Genomic DNA, 15,441 nt, shown 5'->3' with positions numbered 1-15,441 from the left:
GGTGTGAACTGAGAAAACAGGCCCCGGGGGTTAATCAGGGCCTGTGGTGTTGCGTTTAGGATCAGAGGTAGCCAAGTTCGCCAAGGAACTGCTTGAGCAGGCTCAGAGCCTTCTTGGCCTCATCGCTGCGCTTGGCTTCTTCATCCCACATGCCCTGGGCTGTCTGGGCAAGCTTCTGCTGAACATCTTCAGGCATCACGTTTACTTCAACACCTTGATCAGCAACGGCTTTGGCCAGGGCGATACGCTCTTTGTACAGATACTGGTTGGTGCGGATCCAGAATTGCTCATCCAGAGCCTGTTTCACCACCTGCTGCAGGTCTTCCGGAAGTTTGTCCAAGGCCTTCTGACTGACGATGATGACATCGGTGCCGGCAATGTTCAGCGCAGGCTGAACGTGGTATTTGGCAACATCATACAGGCCCATGCTCGCAGCACCCTGGGCAGCGCCCCAGTGGGCGCCGTCTACAATGCCGGAATCCAGTGCGGTGTACAGTTCACTGCCCGGGATATAGGAAGCGGAAGCACCGGCTTCGGTCAGGAACTTCTGAAGCGCACCGGAGGAACGGATTTTCAGCCCCTTGAAGTCTTCCCAGCTGTTGATGGGTTTGCTGGTAACCATTTCGGTCGGGTAAACCTTGTCGGTTGCCCAGTAAACGCCAGACTTGGCGGCTTCATCCCGCAGCATTTGTTCGAAGCCCATGTTCTGGTGGAAGTACGCGGCTTCCCAAACGTTTCGGAATGCGAAGGGCAGGCCAGAAGCAATGCCGGCCAGGGTCATCTTGTCCTGGGCATAACCGGGAGAAATCGTACCCATTTCCAGAATGCCACGACTCACGGCATTGAAGGTTTCTGTGGCCTTGAACATGGCGCCTGCTTCAAACAGCTGGAGCTTGATCCGGCCTTCAGAGCGTTCTTCGATCACATCCTTCAGTCGACCAAGGCTGTCCTGGTAGGAGCTGCTGGAGCCTGGCCAGTGGGACTGAACCTTCCAGGTGTAGGTTTTTTCAGCGTATACAGGTGCGCTGGCGATAACAGCGGATACACCCAGTGTTAACGCGGATGCATAGGTAGTAAGGTTTTTTCTGAATGTGGCAAGGAAGCTCATAAGTTTGCTCCAGTATTTGTTATAGTTGCATTGCTCGTGTTTCGCAGTGCAGAATATAAGACTGCACCGTGAACTTTTGTTGTTCGACTTTATCACAAGATTTGCCATTTGCAATAGGACGTTTTTCTCCTGTTTCAGAGGGGGAGGGCGACACCCAGGAGATGTACATGATCAAGAAATATAGCCAAGAAAAAACGATCCATCTTGTCATAGATCGTCCGGATAAAAAGAACGCCCTGAACCGAAACATGTATGAGCAGCTGGCAGGTTATGTGCGGGAGGCAAGTTCTGACCAGCATGTGCATGCCATCGTCATCTCGGGTGCTGAAGGTGTGTTTACCGCCGGCAACGATCTTGATGATTTCCGGGCGCGGGCTACGGACGAAAACCCGAAACCCTCTGCCGGCCTTGCATTCATTGAAGAATTGATGGCGTGTGATACTCCGGTGATAGCGGCGGTGGAAGGGTTGGCGATTGGTATTGGCACCACTATGTTGCTCCATTGCGACAGCGTATTTGCGGGGCGCTCGGCCAGGTTCAAAACTGCCTTTGTCGATTTGGGATTGGTGCCGGAGGCTGCTTCAACTGTGACCATGCCATTGCACCTTGGCTCCCGGATGGCTGCTGAATTGCTGTTGCTTGGTGAAACCCTGGATGGCACCCAGGCCGGTGAATGTGGCCTGGTAAGCCGGGTGGTAGATGATGGACAGGCTGTGGATTCGGCCCTGGCCCTGGCGGGCAGGCTGGGAGAAAAGCCCCGAGAGGCATTGCGGGCCAGCAAGCGTTTAATGAAGGCGCCATGGCGCGACCAGGTGCAGCAGGCATTGGAGCGGGAGCGCGGTGTGTTCAGTGAGCGCTTGCGTTCCGACGACTGCCGTAATGCTTTGAGTCGCATGCAGCGCCGTTAACCGGCGCTGTTATCCCAGTAAGGCGTTCTTAGCTCCCGCTTCAAGACCTTGCCAATGGTAGAGCGAGGCAGTTCCTGCCGGAACTCTACGGCACTGAGGCGCTGGGTCTTGCCCAGATGCTGGTTGGCCCAGTCCCGGATTTCCTCTTCTGTTTCCTGGCATCCGGATTTCTTTACCACCAGAGCGAGGGGAGTTTCGCCCCATTGGCTGCTGGGTATGCCGATAACCGCAGCATCGGATACCGCAGGATGGCTGAGGACGACTTTTTCCAGGTCTACGGCGTAGATGTTGAAACCGCCGGAAATAATCATGTCTTTCCTGCGGTCGAGAATATGAACAAAGCCGTCTTCGTCAATGCGGCCCATATCGCCGCTGCGATAAAAGGCAAGTCCATCGGGGCTTTGCCACAGCATCTCCCTGGTCTGCTCCGGGCGGTTTACGTAACCCCGCATCATGGAAATCGCGCGCCCGACAATCTCGCCGATCTCACCCTGAGGCAGCTCCTTGCCATCTTCGCTGACCACCCTTACTTCAGCCCCTTCGGTGGGCACTCCGACGGTATCCCATTTGTCCGGATAGGCAGCGCAGTCGAGGCTGGTGGAAATGCCGCCTTCTGTGAGGCCATAGACCTCCCGGATATTGCCTGGCCAGCGTTTCATGGTTTCGGCGATCACATGGGCCCGGAGCGGCGCACTGGTACAGAGCTTGAGCTTGAAGCTTGAAAGGTCAAACTGGTCGAAGTCCGGAACCGCCAATATGCGCTCAAACTGCACGGGCACCAGCATGGCGTGAGTGACTTTGTGCTGTTCTGCCAGTTCAAGGAAGCGACGGGCATCAAACTTGGCCATCAGCACGAGGGTGCCGCCATAGAAAATGGTCGGTAGCACCGATACCAGGGTGGTGTTGGAGTACATTGGTGTCGATACAAGGTTAACGGCTTCACCGTTGAGCCCGAACCGGCTCATCCTGACCATTTGCCGCTGGCGGAACCGGTAGTCGTGGAGTATGCCCTTGGGAGTTCCGGTCGTGCCTGAACTGTAAATGATGTTGAACGGATCGTTCAGTGTTACCGGCGCCGGGTCTGGCTCGGCGGGAATCGAGCCCAGCCAGTCCTTTAAATGCTGTCCGGCAGCATCGTTGTCCAGCCCGATCACCTCATCGTGATTCAGGCCGGCCCTGAGGCTGGCTTCGGCCCAGATATCGAGGTTTTTACGGGAAACGAACAGGAACCTGGAGCCGCAGTCACGAATCATCAGAGCCAGGGATTCGCCGCTGGCCATACCGGAAAGCGGCACCATGCAGCCACCCGCCACCAGGGTTCCCAGATAGAGGGCCACCATTTCCCTGCTGTTTTCCGACAAGGCCGCAACGCAGTCGCCTTTTTTAAGGCCGGTTTGTCGCAGCTTGTTGGCAATGCGGTTGACCTCATGCAGCAGACCGGCCCAGCTGAGCGCTCCCTTTTCGTCGATGATCGCGGTCTTGTCGCCTTGTCCGCTGGCAAAGGCCTGAATACGAAAACCGATGGCCTCCATGGCTTCGCCGGAGTCAGTGGGAGCGTATACGGGCATTTCGTCAAATTGCGTTTTCATTTTGTCATCCTTTGATGTTGTAGTTTTGCTAGATGAAATTAACTTCCAATTATATTGACTCATAACCGTTGTGCGTGACAAATTATCTGGAAAGCAAAATAGAACACACAAAAATAAATCATGTTAGCGAGGGAGAATTTCATGGGGCGATTTGTTCAGCGAGTGGCAATCGTCACCGGGGCCGGAAGTGGTATCGGGCGGGCAACCGCACTCAGGCTGGGTCGCGAAGGGGCATCCGTTGTGCTTGTTGATGTCGCCGAGGGCGGCTTGCTCGAAACCGAGAATCAGATGGCCGATGGTGTATCTGTGCTGCGTCGGGTGGCAGATGTTGCGGATGAGGCTGCGGTAACTGCCCTGGTAGCCGAAACCATGAAAACCTTTGGCCAGATTGATGTGCTGTGCAATATCGCCGGTATCGCCAGTATTTCCGGAGCCCATCCGCCGGTCACCGAGAACAGTCGTGACGAGTGGGAGAAAGTGCTCGCTGTAAACCTGCTGGGAACCATGCTGACGATAAAGCACGTTGCACCTCACATGCAGGCCCGCAAGAAGGGCAGCATTGTCAATACCGCATCGGTTGCCGGTATTCGTTCGGGGGCTGGAGGCAATGCCTACAGCGCATCAAAGGCCGGCGTGATCAACCTGACCATGACCGCAGCCTGTGACCTGGGGCTGGACAACGTGCGGGTAAACGCAGTTTGTCCCGGGCTGGTTGAAACCGGTATGACTCAGACAGTCTTTGACTATGCCCGGGCACACGAAAAGGCCCACAAGCTCGGCTCCCGTTGTGAGTTGCGCCGTTATGGCGATCCCGCGGAAATTGCTGCCGCCATCCTTTTTCTCGCCAGTGACGATGCCAGTTACATTACCGGTCAGGCCCTGGCCGTTGATGGCGGCAACACAGCGTCCCTCAACCTGCCTGGAATGAAAGTCTGATGAACAACAGTAGTCTGCACATTACCGGTGGCAAAGACTTGCCGGGTTTTCACAACATGCTGGGCTACCGGCAGGTATCGTGGGAAGAAAATGAAGCCGTGATCGAGCTGGAAATCCAGGCGGATCACCTGAATCTGGGTGGTGTGATCCATGGTGGAGTACTGACCTCCCTGCTGGATATTGCCATGGCCGAAGCCGGCACCTACTGCCCCTACCCCGGGCGCATGCGCAAAGCCATTACGCTTTCGCTGACCACCACGTTTACCGGGCAGTGCACCGGGGGCGTAATCCGGGTGACCGGTCGTAAGCGCGCGGGTGGAAGCAGGATTTTTAACAGTACCGGTGAAGTTCACGACGAGCTGGGCAACCTGCTTGCAATCGGTGAGGGCACTTTCCGGATTCGTTCTGGTAGTGAGAAACCTGAAGGCGTTCCCGTCTGAATGCCTGCTAACGCGATTGCCGGCGTTAGTAGCAGTCGCAAATAACTGAACAGAGAGGAAACGGATATGTTCGAGCTGTCTGACAAGGCCAAGAAACTGCAGGCCGAATTAACCGAGTTCATGAATGCCTATATCTACCCGAATGAAGAAAAGCATCACCATCAGGTGGCAACCGCGGAGAACCGCTGGGCACCGGTTCCGATCATTGAAGGGCTGAAAGAAAAAGCGAAGGCTGCCGGGCTGTGGAACCTGTTCCTGCCAGAAAGTGATCTGGGTGCCGGGCTGACAAACTTCGAGTACGCACATCTGTGCGAGATTATGGGCCGTTCCGAGATGGCTCCCGAAGTATTCAACTGCTCCGCGCCGGACACCGGCAACATGGAAACCATTGCCCGTTACGGTAACGCGGAGCAGCAGGAGCAGTGGCTGAAGCCGCTTCTGGATGGAAAAATCCGTTCCTGCTTTTCCATGACAGAGCCGGACGTCGCTTCCTCTGACGCAACCAACATTGCTTGCGAGATCCGTCGGGACGGTGACGAGTACGTTATCAACGGTCGTAAGTGGTGGTCTTCAGGTGCCATGACCACCACCAGCAAGATTGCCATCGTTATGGGCAAAACCGATCCCACCGCTCCCAAGCACCAGCAGCAGTCGATGATTCTGGTGCCACTGGATGCACCCGGGGTGAAAATGATTCGCCCGCTGACGGTATTCGGTTATGACCATGCGCCGCACGGCCACGCCGAGATTCACTACGACAACGTGCGTGTACCGGTCAGTAATATCCTGCTGGGTGAAGGTCGCGGCTTTGAAATCGCCCAAGGGCGCCTCGGGCCGGGCCGTATCCACCATTGCATGCGCACCATCGGTGTCGCCGAGCGTGCGCTGGAGCTGATGTGCAAGCGCGCGAATGCCCGTGAGGCCTTTGGTCGCCCGCTGTCCGAATTTGATTCCATCCGGAAAGACATTGCCCGTAGTCGCATCGACATCGAGCAAGCTCGCCTGATGACCCTCAAGGCTGCCCATATGATGGATACCGTAGGCAACAAAGTGGCCCGTCAGGAAATTGCCATGATCAAGGTGATTGCCCCGAGCATGGCCCTGAAGGTCATCGACCGCGCAATACAGGTGCACGGTGGTGCTGGCGTCAGCCAGGACACCTTCCTGGCGTCGGCCTGGGCGAAAGTCCGTACCCTGCGCCTGGCAGACGGCCCGGATGAGGTTCACCTGGATTCCGTCGCCAAACTTGAATTGCGTCGGTACCGCTGAAACAGCTGTTACCCAGAGTAATAAGGATTCGGAAATGACTAATCCATTATTTGATATGACCGGGAAAGTGGCTGTTATCACAGGGTCCACCAAGGGCATTGGCCGGGCCATTGCCGAAGAAATGGCCCGCTGTGGCGCCCGGGTTGTGATCTCCAGCCGTAAGGCTGAAGCCTGTGAGCAGGTTGCCAGTGAAATGCGGGCCCAGGGCTTTGATGCCATGGCCATCGCTTGCCACGTCGGTAAGAAGGAGGACCTGCAAAACCTGGTCGACAAAACTAACGAAGCCTGGGGCACCATCGACGTTCTGGTTTGCAACGCCGCGACCAACCCGGTGTATGGTCCGACCGCGGAAATGACCGACGACGCCTGGGACAAGATCATGGACACCAACGTCAAGGGAACCTTCTGGCTCACCAATATGGTGCTGCCACAGATGGCCGAAAAGGGCTCAGGTTCTGTGGTGCTGCTGTCCAGTATTGCCGGTATTCGCGGCAACACCACTATCGGCACTTACGGTGTGTCCAAGGCGGCAGAAGCTGCCCTGGCGCGCAACCTGGCCGTTGAGTGGGGGCCGAAGGGTATCCGTGTGAACAGCATTGCGCCGGGCCTGATCAAGACCGATTTTGCCAAAGCGCTTTGGGAGGACCCGGTTCGCGTAAAGCGGGCAGAAGACAAAACCCCGCTTCGGCGCATCGGTGATCCGATCGATATTGCCGGCCTGGCTGTTTTCCTGGCGACCCCGGCCAGTGCCTACATTACCGGGCAGGTGATTGTTGCCGACGGTGGTGAAACCATCTGCTGATACCGGGAAACCGGAACACCCCTGCCGCCGGGCACCTGTCTGGCGCCAGGGGTAGCCAGAACATAACGACAAGAGATAATCATGAGCATGACTCCAGAGCTGGTAGCGGTTCTGCCAGCCCACAAATTCGATGAAGCCCGCCTGCTCAACTGGCTTCAGCAGGCATTGCCGGAATTCGGTAACCAGATGGACGTGAAGCAGTTTCAGGGCGGGCAATCCAATCCCACCTTTCTGCTGGATACCGGCAACAGGCGTTATGTACTGCGGAAGAAGCCCCCGGGAAAGACGCTGCCTTCGGCTCACATGGTGGAGCGGGAATACCGCGTTATGCGCGCGCTCGCTGAACACACGTCCGTTCCGGTACCCAATGCTCGCGAACTGTGTGAAGACAGTGAGGTCATTGGCACTCCCTTCTACGTGATGGATTTTCTGGAAGGCAGGATTCACTCCCATTCAGCACTCAAAGAGCTGGAGCGTGAAGAGCGAATGAGGGCTCATCACTCAGCCATCGACACGCTGGCAGCTTTGCACTCTGTGGATGTCAACGCTATTGGCCTGGCAGATTACGGCCGCCCGGAGGGTTATGTGTCCCGTCAGGTGGCTCGCTGGAGCAAGCAATATCTCGCATCCCGGACGGATGACCTGCCGGCCATGGACAAGCTGATGTCCTGGCTGCCGGAGAACCTCCCGGCCAGGGACGAGACTTCAATTGCTCACGGTGACTACCGGTTTGGCAACCTGATGCTGGCACCGGATCGCCCGGAAGTAATCGCGATCCTGGATTGGGAGCTGTCGACTCTCGGGCATCCGCTGGCAGACCTTGCCTATTACTGCCTGCCATACCACCTGCCTGCTGATATGCCCGGTATGCGTGGCCTGAATGGCGAAGATCTGCAGGAGCTCGGTATACCAAGCGAGCAGGAAACGATTGCACGGTACTGCGCGCAAACCGGCCGGGACGGTATCGATGACTGGCACGTGTTCCTGTCGTTCTCATTATTCCGGCTGGCGGCCATTCTTCAGGGCGTTTACAAGCGGGCTCTGGATGGCAATGCTGCCAACGCCAATGCGCTGGAGGTTGGCAAGCGTGCCAGCCTGCTGGCGGATATTGGCTGGCAAATCGCTTGTGAAGGTCGGAAGCCATGAGCGGAGAAGCGATGATGCACGGAAAGATTGCCAATCGAATTCTGATTACCAACGATGACGGCATCAATGCGCCGGGTATCGCGATCCTTGAAACCATTGCCCGGCGGTTGGCCGATGAGGTTTGGGTTGTGGCGCCGGAACATGATCGCAGCGGAGCTGGCCAGAGCATATCCATTCACAGTCCGTTACGGGTTTATCAGGTTGGGGCTAATCGTTATTCGGTGTCTGGCACGCCGGCCGATTGCGTGTTGTATTCCCTGGCCGAGTGGTTCGGGGAAACACCGCCAGACCTGGTGCTATCCGGTGTGAATTGTGGTGCGAACATCAGTGATTCGGTCCAGTACTCCGGTACCGTTGGTGCGGTACTGAGTGCACACCACATGAACATTCCGGCCATTGCGCTGAGCCAGGCTTACCTGAACCGGGACGACGTCCGCTGGTCGCCGGTGGAAACCTTTGCTGAAGCTGTCATTCGCAGACTTTACCGCTCCGGCCAGGTTCTGGCGTGGAATGTGAACTTTCCAGCCTGTGAAGCGGCCGATATTACCGCAGCCCGATGGTGTCGGCAGTCCAACGGCTCTATCCAGAAGCCAACACTGGTCGCTGGCCGTGATGCGCGCAGCCTGCCTTACTGGTGGCTTGGTTTTGACCGGAGCTCACGCCACATTGTGGAGCCGGATGCGGATGTGACCGTACTTCGTGAAAAAGCCGTTGCCATTTCACCGTTACGCCATGACGAGCCCTTGCCCGGGGCTGTTGATTATTTTGATTTGTCCGCTCAAGCGGTTGACTGAATTAACCCAGGGGGAGAACAAGAATATGTTTACACGCCACTACAAGGTTTGGCCAAAAGATCTGCCCAAAACCATGACCCTGCCGAAAACCAGTCTGTACACCAACCTGGAAGTCTCGGCACTGCGCTATCCGGACCACAATGCCATCGTTTTCTACGATGCGCCCATGACCTATGCCCGGCTTAAGCGAGAAGTCGATACTATGGCGGGTTACCTGCAGGCCCAGGGGGTCAAGAAGGGTGACCGGGTCCTGCTTTATATGCAGAACTCCCCGCAGTATGTGATCTCCTACTATGCCATCCTGCGGGCCGATGCCGTGGTTATTCCTGTGAATCCCATGAACCGCGCGGCGGAGCTTGAGCATTATATTTCGGATACTGGCTCCACGGTGTGCATGGCGGGCCAGGAACTGGCGGGCTTCATCGCGCCGTTGATTGGTGAGACCAACCTGGAACAAGTGATTGTTGCGTCTTACAACACCTACATTAACCCGGAAACCGACCTGACGTTGCCGGCTGAAGTTGCTGCGCCCGCGTGGTCCAGAGATATACCGGGAGTGGTTACCTGGGAGGCGGCCCTGGAAGCCGGACACAAGCCCGGTGAACATACTGCCGGCCCGGATGACCTTGCCGTTATTCCGTACAGCTCCGGTACCACCGGGGCACCCAAGGGCTGCATGCACACTCACCGGTCGGTAATGGCGACAGCCGTGCACCGGGTATTCTGGAACCTGTCTACGCCCGATGGTGTGCAGCTTTCCACGCTGCCATTCTTCCATGTAACTGGTATGACGGGCTCCATGAACGGCCCCATCTTCTCGGGTGCCACTTCCGTCATCATGACCCGTTGGGACAGAACCACCGCGGCGCGCCTGATTGAGCGCTACAAGGTCACCGGCTGGACCAATATCGTCACTATGGCGGTGGATTTTCTGTCAAACCCGGAGCTGGGTAACTACGACATCAGCAGCCTGAACATGATCGGGGGTGGTGGTGCCGCGATGCCTGTTGCGGTGGCGGAAAAGCTCAAAAAGCTGACAGGCCTTGATTACATCGAAGGATACGGTTTGTCTGAAACCATGGCAGCTACCCACATCAACCCCGGTAACAACCCTAAACCGCAATGCCTGGGGATTCCGGTATTTGATGTTGACAGCCGGATTATCGATGTCGACACACTTGAAGAAAAAGGCGTGGGAGAAACCGGCGAGATCGTGTCCTGCGGGCCTCAGGTCACTCTGGGCTACTGGAATCGACCCGTGGATACCGAGGCCTCGTTCGTCGAAATCGATGGTAAGCGTTTCTTCCGCACCGGCGATCTGGGTTACTACGATGAAGATGGTTACTTTTTCATGGTGGATCGGGTCAAACGCATGATCAACGCGTCTGGCTTCAAGGTCTGGCCGTCTGAGGTAGAAGGGTTGATGTACCGTCACCCATCCATCCACGAAGTTTGCATTATTTCTGCCCCGGACCCCAAGCGTGGTGAAACGGTCAAGGCTTGTATTGTACTAACGCCTGAGGCTGAAAACACAACAACCAAGGATGACATCATCAGTTGGTGTAAGGAGCAAATGGCGGCCTACAAGGTACCAACCATCATTGAATTTGTTGATGAGTTGCCAAAATCACCGACCGGAAAGCTGATGTGGCGGACACTTCAGGAGCAGGAGTGGCAGAAGTAGCCTGCACAACACTGGAAGTTAGGAAGGCGGCCCCCCCCCACTCTCAGGGCTTGCCGCCTTTTTGCACTGACCGGAAGGCTCAGACCACGTACATGGCCAGATTTTCCAGTACGCAGGCTGGCTTGTCTTCGTTCCTTATTTCCACCACGGTCTGGTAGGTGGCCAGCAGGCGGTGATCATCCACCTGCTTCAGGGATGCCAGCTCAACCCGGGACCGGATATCCGAGCCAGCCTTCACCGCCGCCGGAAAACGCAGCTTGTTCAGGCCATAGTTGATGGTGGCTGAAGTACCGGTCACCTTGATGACCTCGCTGTTGAGCTTGGGGATCAGTGATGCCGTCAGGTAGCCATGGGCTACCGGGCTCTTCCAGGGTGACTCCCGGCTGGCCCGGTCGACATCCACATGGATCCACTGATGGTCGCCGGTGGTTTCGGCAAAGGCGTTTATCATGGCCTGGCTCACGGTTACCCAGGGGCTGTGGCCAATCAGCATGCCCTGATAGGCTGCCAGTTCATTAATATCAACAGTAATCATAGGACCTTCCTGATAGTGGATTGATGAAGGGCTCAAACGTTGTAGCCAGGAGACCTGGCATCAAGCAGTCTCAGAAGGGCGGGCCAGGTAAGCTTTGCTGCCTTGCCGAGTGAGCCTGATTGATCCGCCGTGGTGTCGATAGCCTGTTGGGTTGGCATGTATACCGGGCCACAACTCTGCGCTTTTACCTGTATCTCGCAGGCCTTCATCAGGAAGTAGAGGTAAGTGAAGGTTTCGGGCACATCGTGGCCCACGGTCAGAATGCCGTGGTTTCGCAAGATCATCATGGATTTGTTACCCAGATCCCGGATCAGGCGCTCCCTCTCATCAAGGTTGAGCGCTACGCCTTCATATTCGTGGTAACTCAGGTGCTCAAGGCACAGCATGGCGGTCTGGCTCAGGGGCTGGAGGCCATCACGGTGGGCTGATACTGCAACACCATCTGCTGCATGCAGGTGCATGACGGCTCCTGCATCTTCACGCCCCATATGTACGGCGCTGTGGATGGTAAACCCCGCCGGGTTAACCCTGCGCAGCCCGCCGGCTTCCACGACTTCGCCATTCTGGTCGACTTTCACCAGGGATGAGGCAGTCATTTCATGGAACAGCAATCCGTAGGGGTTGATCAGAAAGTGATGATCAGGGCCGGGCACCCGGGCCGACAGATGGGTGAACACCAGGTCGTCCCAGCCAAACAGGGCTACCAGTCTATAGGCGGCAGCCAGTTCGGTTCTTATTTTCCATTCGGCTTTTCTCAGATCAGCCTGCATTTCGTCCGGATGGTTTTTTGTCATGATTGTTCCTCCGTAGAGATTTATTACTCAAGGTTATTCCAGGCATAAAAAAGGGGTGGCATAGGCCACCCCGAAAGAGGGTCCTGACTGAATGTGGAGGCAGACCCAAGGTTCACTGATTCAGTATCAGTTGGCTTCCAGCAGAGCGGCATAGCGCTCAAGATGGAAGTCATCATCGCCCAGCTGGTGGTTGATCATCACCAGGCGCTTGGCGTAGTGGGCAAAGTTGTATTCCCAGGTCATGCCGATACCGCCGTGTGACTGAACGCCCTTTTCGGAAATAAACTGGGCGCTGCGACTAATTACGTTTTTAGCGGCCGCAATTACCCGACGGCGCTCGTCGCTCTGAGGCTCATCAGCCACACTGGCGGCAAGGATGGCCATTGAACGAGCCTGCTCCAGTTCGGACATCATGTCAGCCATCCGGTGCTGAAGTACCTGGAACTTACCGATGGGCACGCCAAACTGCTTGCGCTGCTTGAGGTAGTCCAGGGTCAGGTCACAGGCGACTTCCATAACGCCGACCGCCTCACCACACAGAGCGGAAATGGCACGGCCAACCTGGTATTCAATAGCATCGGCCGCTTCGCCTTCGCTTCCCAGCAGAGCGTCTGCACCCACCTTGACATTGTTCAGGAGCAGGTCGCAGCCCTTGGCGCCGTCAATAGTCGGGTAGCTGCGACGCTCCAGGCCATCAGCGTTGGCGTCGATGACAAACAAGCTGATGCCAGAGGCATCACGGCTGCTGCCAGAGGTGCGAGCAGAAACCACCAGCAGGTCGGCACTATGACCACCGATTACGACCGCTTTGCGGCCGTTAAGAACATAGCCGCTGTCGGTTTTCTCGGCGGTGGTTTCTACGTCATTTGTGTTGTAGAAGCTCTGGGGCTCCTGCAGGCCAACGGCAAGCTGGGTTTCGCCTGTTGCAATGCCCGCCAGCCACTGTTCTTTCTGCTGTTCATTGCCGGCCTGGCTAATCAGCCCGCCGCCCAGAACCACAGACTGAAGGTACGGCTCGATGCACAGGCCGCGGCCCAGCTCGGTCATCACGCTTTGAACTTCAACACCGGTGCCGCCAAAGCCGCCAAGTTCCTCGGGGAATGGCACAGCCATCAGGCCCAGTTCGCCCAGTTGCTTCCAGAAACTTTCACTGAAGCCAAGTTCGGTTTCGCTGTATTCCAGCCGCTTTTCAAAGCTGTATTCACCGCGAACCAGACGAGCCACGGTGTCCTGCAGCATTTGCTGCTCTTCGTTGAGTCGGAAATCCATGGTCGCCTCCTTAAAGTCCCAGAATCATTTTCGAAACGATGTTCTTCTGGATCTCGTTTGATCCACCGAAAATAGACAGCTTGCGGTTGTTGAAGTAATGGGCAGCCAGAGGAGCAGCATCCGGGTCAGACAGGAATTCGCCGTCATAGGCCTGGTCCATCTCTTCTTCAACAAACGGAATGGCGTAAGGCCCGATCGCCCGGCGTGCCAAGTCGTTGATGGCCTGGCGAATCTCGGTGCCGCGCACTTTCAGCATGGAACTTTCCGCTCCCGGAACGCCGCCGCCCTCTACCGAGGCAACAATTCTCAGGTTGCTGATCGCTGCTGCCATCAGGTCGATTTCGACCTGCGCGATACGTTGGCTGAAGGTCGGATCCTGAATCAGGGGTTTGCCGTTCTTCACCCGACGGCTGGCCAGCTGCTTGAGGTGTGTCAGCGCTGCCTTGGACAGGCCGATGCCGGCCAGGCCGGTGCGCTCGTAGGTGAGCAGGTACTTGGCATAGGTCCAGCCTTTATTTTCTTCACCTACCAGGTTTTCGGCCGGAACCTTCACGTCTTCAAAGAAGACTTCATTAACTTCGTGCTCGCCGTCCAGAGTGATGATCGGACGAACGGTGATGCCCGGGGTATTCATGTCGATCAACAGGAATGAGATGCCTTCCTGCGCCTTCACTTCTGTGTTGGTGCGAACCAGGCAGAAGATCATGTTGGCGTGCTGGCCCAGCGTGGTCCAGGTCTTCTGGCCACTAACGATGTAATGGTCGCCTTCGCGTACAGCCCGTGTTTTCAGGGAAGCCAGGTCAGAACCCGCGCCTGGCTCGGAATAACCCTGACACCACCAGTCTTCGCCGCTCAGAATCCGGGGGAGGTATTGCTGCTTCTGTTCTTCGGAGCCGAACTTGATGATGACCGGAGCCACCATATTTACGCCGAAGGGAATGGAGCGGGGCACGCCGTAACGGCAGGACTCTTCATCCCAGATGTGCTTCTGGACCGGTGTCCAGCTGACACCCCCGTACTGTTCCGGCCAGTGCGTGGCGTACCAGCCTTGCTCGCTGAGAATTTTTTGCCACCGCTGGTGGTCTTCCTTGCTCAGCTTGCGAAAGCCTTTCACCTTAGCTGCGATGTCCGCAGGCAGCTTGGCATTCAGAAATGCGCGAACTTCGTCGCGGAAAGCCAATTCCTCGGCTGTGTAATTCATGTTCATAGGTAACCCTCACCGTGCTCTTAGCGAAAATGTATACCGCATAGCAGAATTGCTCCATGATCCATCAACCAAACGGTGGATGTCAATGCTAACGGAATCAACTGTCAAAAAAATGCGCCGTTGTAGACGTGCAAAAAGATAAATGGACTTGTTGATATAAAAATCTTCATCTATATTCGGATGCGTGGAAGATGGTGCTGCATAATGAAATGCAAACAACCAATAGTTCCGCTGTGCGGAATTATTGCGGGAAGGTATGTGCCAGTCCCGTAGATTTAACAATAAAGACGCTAACCAACTCCGATGCGAGGTTTTTCAAGATGACAACAACAACCCGTTTTGCCACCCATCCGCTGGTCCGTGCCGTAGCCCTGGCTGGTGCACCTCTGCTGATGCTTGGCTCGGTAACTGCCCAGGCGCAGAGCAACACAGAACTGGAAGAGCTGCGTGAGCGCATCCAGGTTCTGGAAGGAAAGCTGGAAGGTGCTGTGTCGACTGCCCCTGAAACGCGGGACGATAGCCGTTATCTGTTGCGTGATGGCAAAGGCATCAAGATTGGTGACACCACGATTTCATTTGGCGGGTTCATCAAGGCCGATGTGATTTTCGGATCCAACGGTAATGGAATCAGCAACGGTTACTCCATTGGTTTGCCCCGGACGCTTGCCAAGGCGGCCAATGAAGGTGAAAGCGACTGGAAAACAGGCTTCTCTGCTCGTGAATCTCGTATCAGCATTGGTACCAAGACCGAGGATGTTGCCGGCCATGATTTGACCACGTACATCGAAATGGATTTCAACACCGCGGCTGATGCTCCCGGCAATGAAGTTGTCTCAAACACCTGAATCAGTGACTTCGCTCGCCAATATACCCGTCAAGCCCACCTCTGCGCCAACAAGAGGCGATAACTGGGTGAGATTCTGACTTTGAGGTCAGGAAGCAAAGAGCGGGAGCAACCGA

The 15,441-nt window shown here is 56.1% G+C and carries 15 protein-coding genes; 9 read left to right on the top strand and 6 right to left on the bottom strand.

What is annotated here, in order from left to right; genetic code table 11:
• Positions 1–61: 61 nt before the first annotated feature.
• Positions 62–1,108 (bottom strand): TRAP transporter substrate-binding protein DctP, encoded by a 1,047-nt coding sequence (dctP, locus tag QPL98_RS15940; protein WP_199453705.1) that lies wholly within the window; start codon positions 1,106–1,108, stop codon positions 62–64.
• Between the two features lie 167 nt (positions 1,109–1,275).
• Between dctP and QPL98_RS15935 the strand changes: the two genes are divergently transcribed.
• The gene (locus tag QPL98_RS15935; protein WP_199453707.1) at positions 1,276–2,016 is read left to right on the top strand and encodes an enoyl-CoA hydratase/isomerase family protein; all 741 of its coding nucleotides are present in this window, start codon (positions 1,276–1,278) and stop codon (positions 2,014–2,016) included.
• Here the strand turns inward: QPL98_RS15935 and QPL98_RS15930 are convergent.
• Entirely contained in the window at positions 2,013–3,605 is a 1,593-nt protein-coding gene (locus QPL98_RS15930) for a class I adenylate-forming enzyme family protein (protein WP_199453709.1), read from the bottom strand. The two genes, QPL98_RS15935 and QPL98_RS15930, sit on opposite strands and share 4 nt — an antisense overlap.
• 141 nt (positions 3,606–3,746) lie before the next feature.
• Here QPL98_RS15930 and QPL98_RS15925 point away from each other — a divergent pair, with 141 nt between their 5' ends.
• From QPL98_RS15925 to QPL98_RS15895, 7 genes are all read left to right on the top strand, one after another.
• Positions 3,747–4,541 carry an SDR family NAD(P)-dependent oxidoreductase gene (locus QPL98_RS15925; protein WP_199453711.1) on the top strand — a complete coding sequence of 265 codons (795 nt, stop codon included), beginning with the start codon at positions 3,747–3,749 and terminating at the stop codon, positions 4,539–4,541.
• The gene (locus QPL98_RS15920; protein ID WP_199453713.1) at positions 4,541–4,981 is read left to right on the top strand and encodes a PaaI family thioesterase; all 441 of its coding nucleotides are present in this window, start codon (positions 4,541–4,543) and stop codon (positions 4,979–4,981) included. Before QPL98_RS15925 ends, QPL98_RS15920 begins: the two co-directional genes overlap by 1 nt.
• 66 nt (positions 4,982–5,047) lie before the next feature.
• Positions 5,048–6,250, top strand: coding sequence for an acyl-CoA dehydrogenase family protein (locus tag QPL98_RS15915; protein ID WP_199453715.1), 1,203 nt, complete (start codon positions 5,048–5,050; stop codon positions 6,248–6,250).
• Positions 6,251–6,284: 34 nt separating this feature from the next.
• The gene (locus QPL98_RS15910) at positions 6,285–7,052 is read left to right on the top strand and encodes an SDR family NAD(P)-dependent oxidoreductase (RefSeq protein ID WP_031210154.1); all 768 of its coding nucleotides are present in this window, start codon (positions 6,285–6,287) and stop codon (positions 7,050–7,052) included.
• An 81-nt stretch (positions 7,053–7,133) separates the two neighbouring features.
• Positions 7,134–8,198, top strand: coding sequence for a phosphotransferase (locus QPL98_RS15905; RefSeq protein ID WP_199453717.1), 1,065 nt, complete (start codon positions 7,134–7,136; stop codon positions 8,196–8,198).
• Positions 8,195–8,992 carry a 5'/3'-nucleotidase SurE gene (gene surE, locus QPL98_RS15900; protein ID WP_228285613.1) on the top strand — a complete coding sequence of 266 codons (798 nt, stop codon included), beginning with the start codon at positions 8,195–8,197 and terminating at the stop codon, positions 8,990–8,992. The genes QPL98_RS15905 and surE overlap by 4 nt, the downstream gene beginning before the upstream one ends.
• Positions 8,993–9,017: 25 nt before the next feature.
• Positions 9,018–10,676: a long-chain fatty acid--CoA ligase gene (locus QPL98_RS15895; protein ID WP_199453719.1), complete on the top strand. Its 1,659-nt coding sequence runs from the start codon at positions 9,018–9,020 to the stop codon at positions 10,674–10,676.
• A 79-nt stretch (positions 10,677–10,755) separates the two neighbouring features.
• Here the strand turns inward: QPL98_RS15895 and QPL98_RS15890 are convergent, their stop codons facing one another.
• The 4 genes from QPL98_RS15890 to QPL98_RS15875 all read right to left on the bottom strand — a co-directional run bounded on the left by QPL98_RS15890 (position 10,756) and on the right by QPL98_RS15875 (position 14,481).
• Complete coding sequence (locus QPL98_RS15890; RefSeq protein WP_058342383.1) at positions 10,756–11,211, bottom strand: MaoC family dehydratase; 456 nt, start codon at positions 11,209–11,211, stop codon at positions 10,756–10,758.
• Positions 11,212–11,243: 32 nt separating this feature from the next.
• The gene (locus QPL98_RS15885; RefSeq protein WP_199453721.1) at positions 11,244–12,005 is read right to left on the bottom strand and encodes a class II aldolase/adducin family protein; all 762 of its coding nucleotides are present in this window, start codon (positions 12,003–12,005) and stop codon (positions 11,244–11,246) included.
• A gap of 126 nt (positions 12,006–12,131) precedes the next feature.
• A complete protein-coding gene (locus QPL98_RS15880; protein WP_199453723.1) occupies positions 12,132–13,274 on the bottom strand; it encodes an acyl-CoA dehydrogenase family protein in 1,143 nt (380 codons plus the stop codon).
• Between the two features lie 10 nt (positions 13,275–13,284).
• On the bottom strand, positions 13,285–14,481 hold the full coding sequence (locus QPL98_RS15875; RefSeq protein WP_199453724.1) for an acyl-CoA dehydrogenase family protein: 1,197 nt from the start codon (positions 14,479–14,481) through the stop codon (positions 13,285–13,287).
• Positions 14,482–14,672: 191 nt separating this feature from the next.
• Here QPL98_RS15875 and QPL98_RS15870 point away from each other — a divergent pair, with 191 nt between their 5' ends.
• Positions 14,673–15,326, top strand: a complete 654-nt coding sequence (locus tag QPL98_RS15870; RefSeq protein WP_303293605.1) for a hypothetical protein — start codon at positions 14,673–14,675, stop codon at positions 15,324–15,326.
• Positions 15,327–15,441 lie beyond the last annotated feature (115 nt).

Source organism: Marinobacter sp. ST-43, assembly GCF_030541085.1.
Lineage (GTDB): Bacteria > Pseudomonadota > Gammaproteobacteria > Pseudomonadales > Oleiphilaceae > Marinobacter > Marinobacter nauticus.
The sequence above is the reverse complement of the archived record's forward strand: the minus strand, read 5'-3'. Positions and strand labels throughout refer to the sequence as shown.

What these genes read in the sequence shown, in the direction of transcription:
- dctP (WP_199453705.1), bottom strand. Translation starts at nt 1,108, where the DNA reads ATGAGCTTCCTTGCCACATTCAGAAAAAACCTTACTACCTATGCATCC.
- QPL98_RS15935 (WP_199453707.1), top strand. Translation starts at nt 1,276, where the DNA reads ATGATCAAGAAATATAGCCAAGAAAAAACGATCCATCTTGTCATAGAT.
- QPL98_RS15930 (WP_199453709.1), bottom strand. Translation starts at nt 3,605, where the DNA reads ATGAAAACGCAATTTGACGAAATGCCCGTATACGCTCCCACTGACTCC.
- QPL98_RS15925 (WP_199453711.1), top strand. Translation starts at nt 3,747, where the DNA reads ATGGGGCGATTTGTTCAGCGAGTGGCAATCGTCACCGGGGCCGGAAGT.
- QPL98_RS15920 (WP_199453713.1), top strand. Translation starts at nt 4,541, where the DNA reads ATGAACAACAGTAGTCTGCACATTACCGGTGGCAAAGACTTGCCGGGT.
- QPL98_RS15915 (WP_199453715.1), top strand. Translation starts at nt 5,048, where the DNA reads ATGTTCGAGCTGTCTGACAAGGCCAAGAAACTGCAGGCCGAATTAACC.
- QPL98_RS15910 (WP_031210154.1), top strand. Translation starts at nt 6,285, where the DNA reads ATGACTAATCCATTATTTGATATGACCGGGAAAGTGGCTGTTATCACA.
- QPL98_RS15905 (WP_199453717.1), top strand. Translation starts at nt 7,134, where the DNA reads ATGAGCATGACTCCAGAGCTGGTAGCGGTTCTGCCAGCCCACAAATTC.
- surE (WP_228285613.1), top strand. Translation starts at nt 8,195, where the DNA reads ATGAGCGGAGAAGCGATGATGCACGGAAAGATTGCCAATCGAATTCTG.
- QPL98_RS15895 (WP_199453719.1), top strand. Translation starts at nt 9,018, where the DNA reads ATGTTTACACGCCACTACAAGGTTTGGCCAAAAGATCTGCCCAAAACC.
- QPL98_RS15890 (WP_058342383.1), bottom strand. Translation starts at nt 11,211, where the DNA reads ATGATTACTGTTGATATTAATGAACTGGCAGCCTATCAGGGCATGCTG.
- QPL98_RS15885 (WP_199453721.1), bottom strand. Translation starts at nt 12,005, where the DNA reads ATGACAAAAAACCATCCGGACGAAATGCAGGCTGATCTGAGAAAAGCC.
- QPL98_RS15880 (WP_199453723.1), bottom strand. Translation starts at nt 13,274, where the DNA reads ATGGATTTCCGACTCAACGAAGAGCAGCAAATGCTGCAGGACACCGTG.
- QPL98_RS15875 (WP_199453724.1), bottom strand. Translation starts at nt 14,481, where the DNA reads ATGAACATGAATTACACAGCCGAGGAATTGGCTTTCCGCGACGAAGTT.
- QPL98_RS15870 (WP_303293605.1), top strand. Translation starts at nt 14,673, where the DNA reads ATGGTGCTGCATAATGAAATGCAAACAACCAATAGTTCCGCTGTGCGG.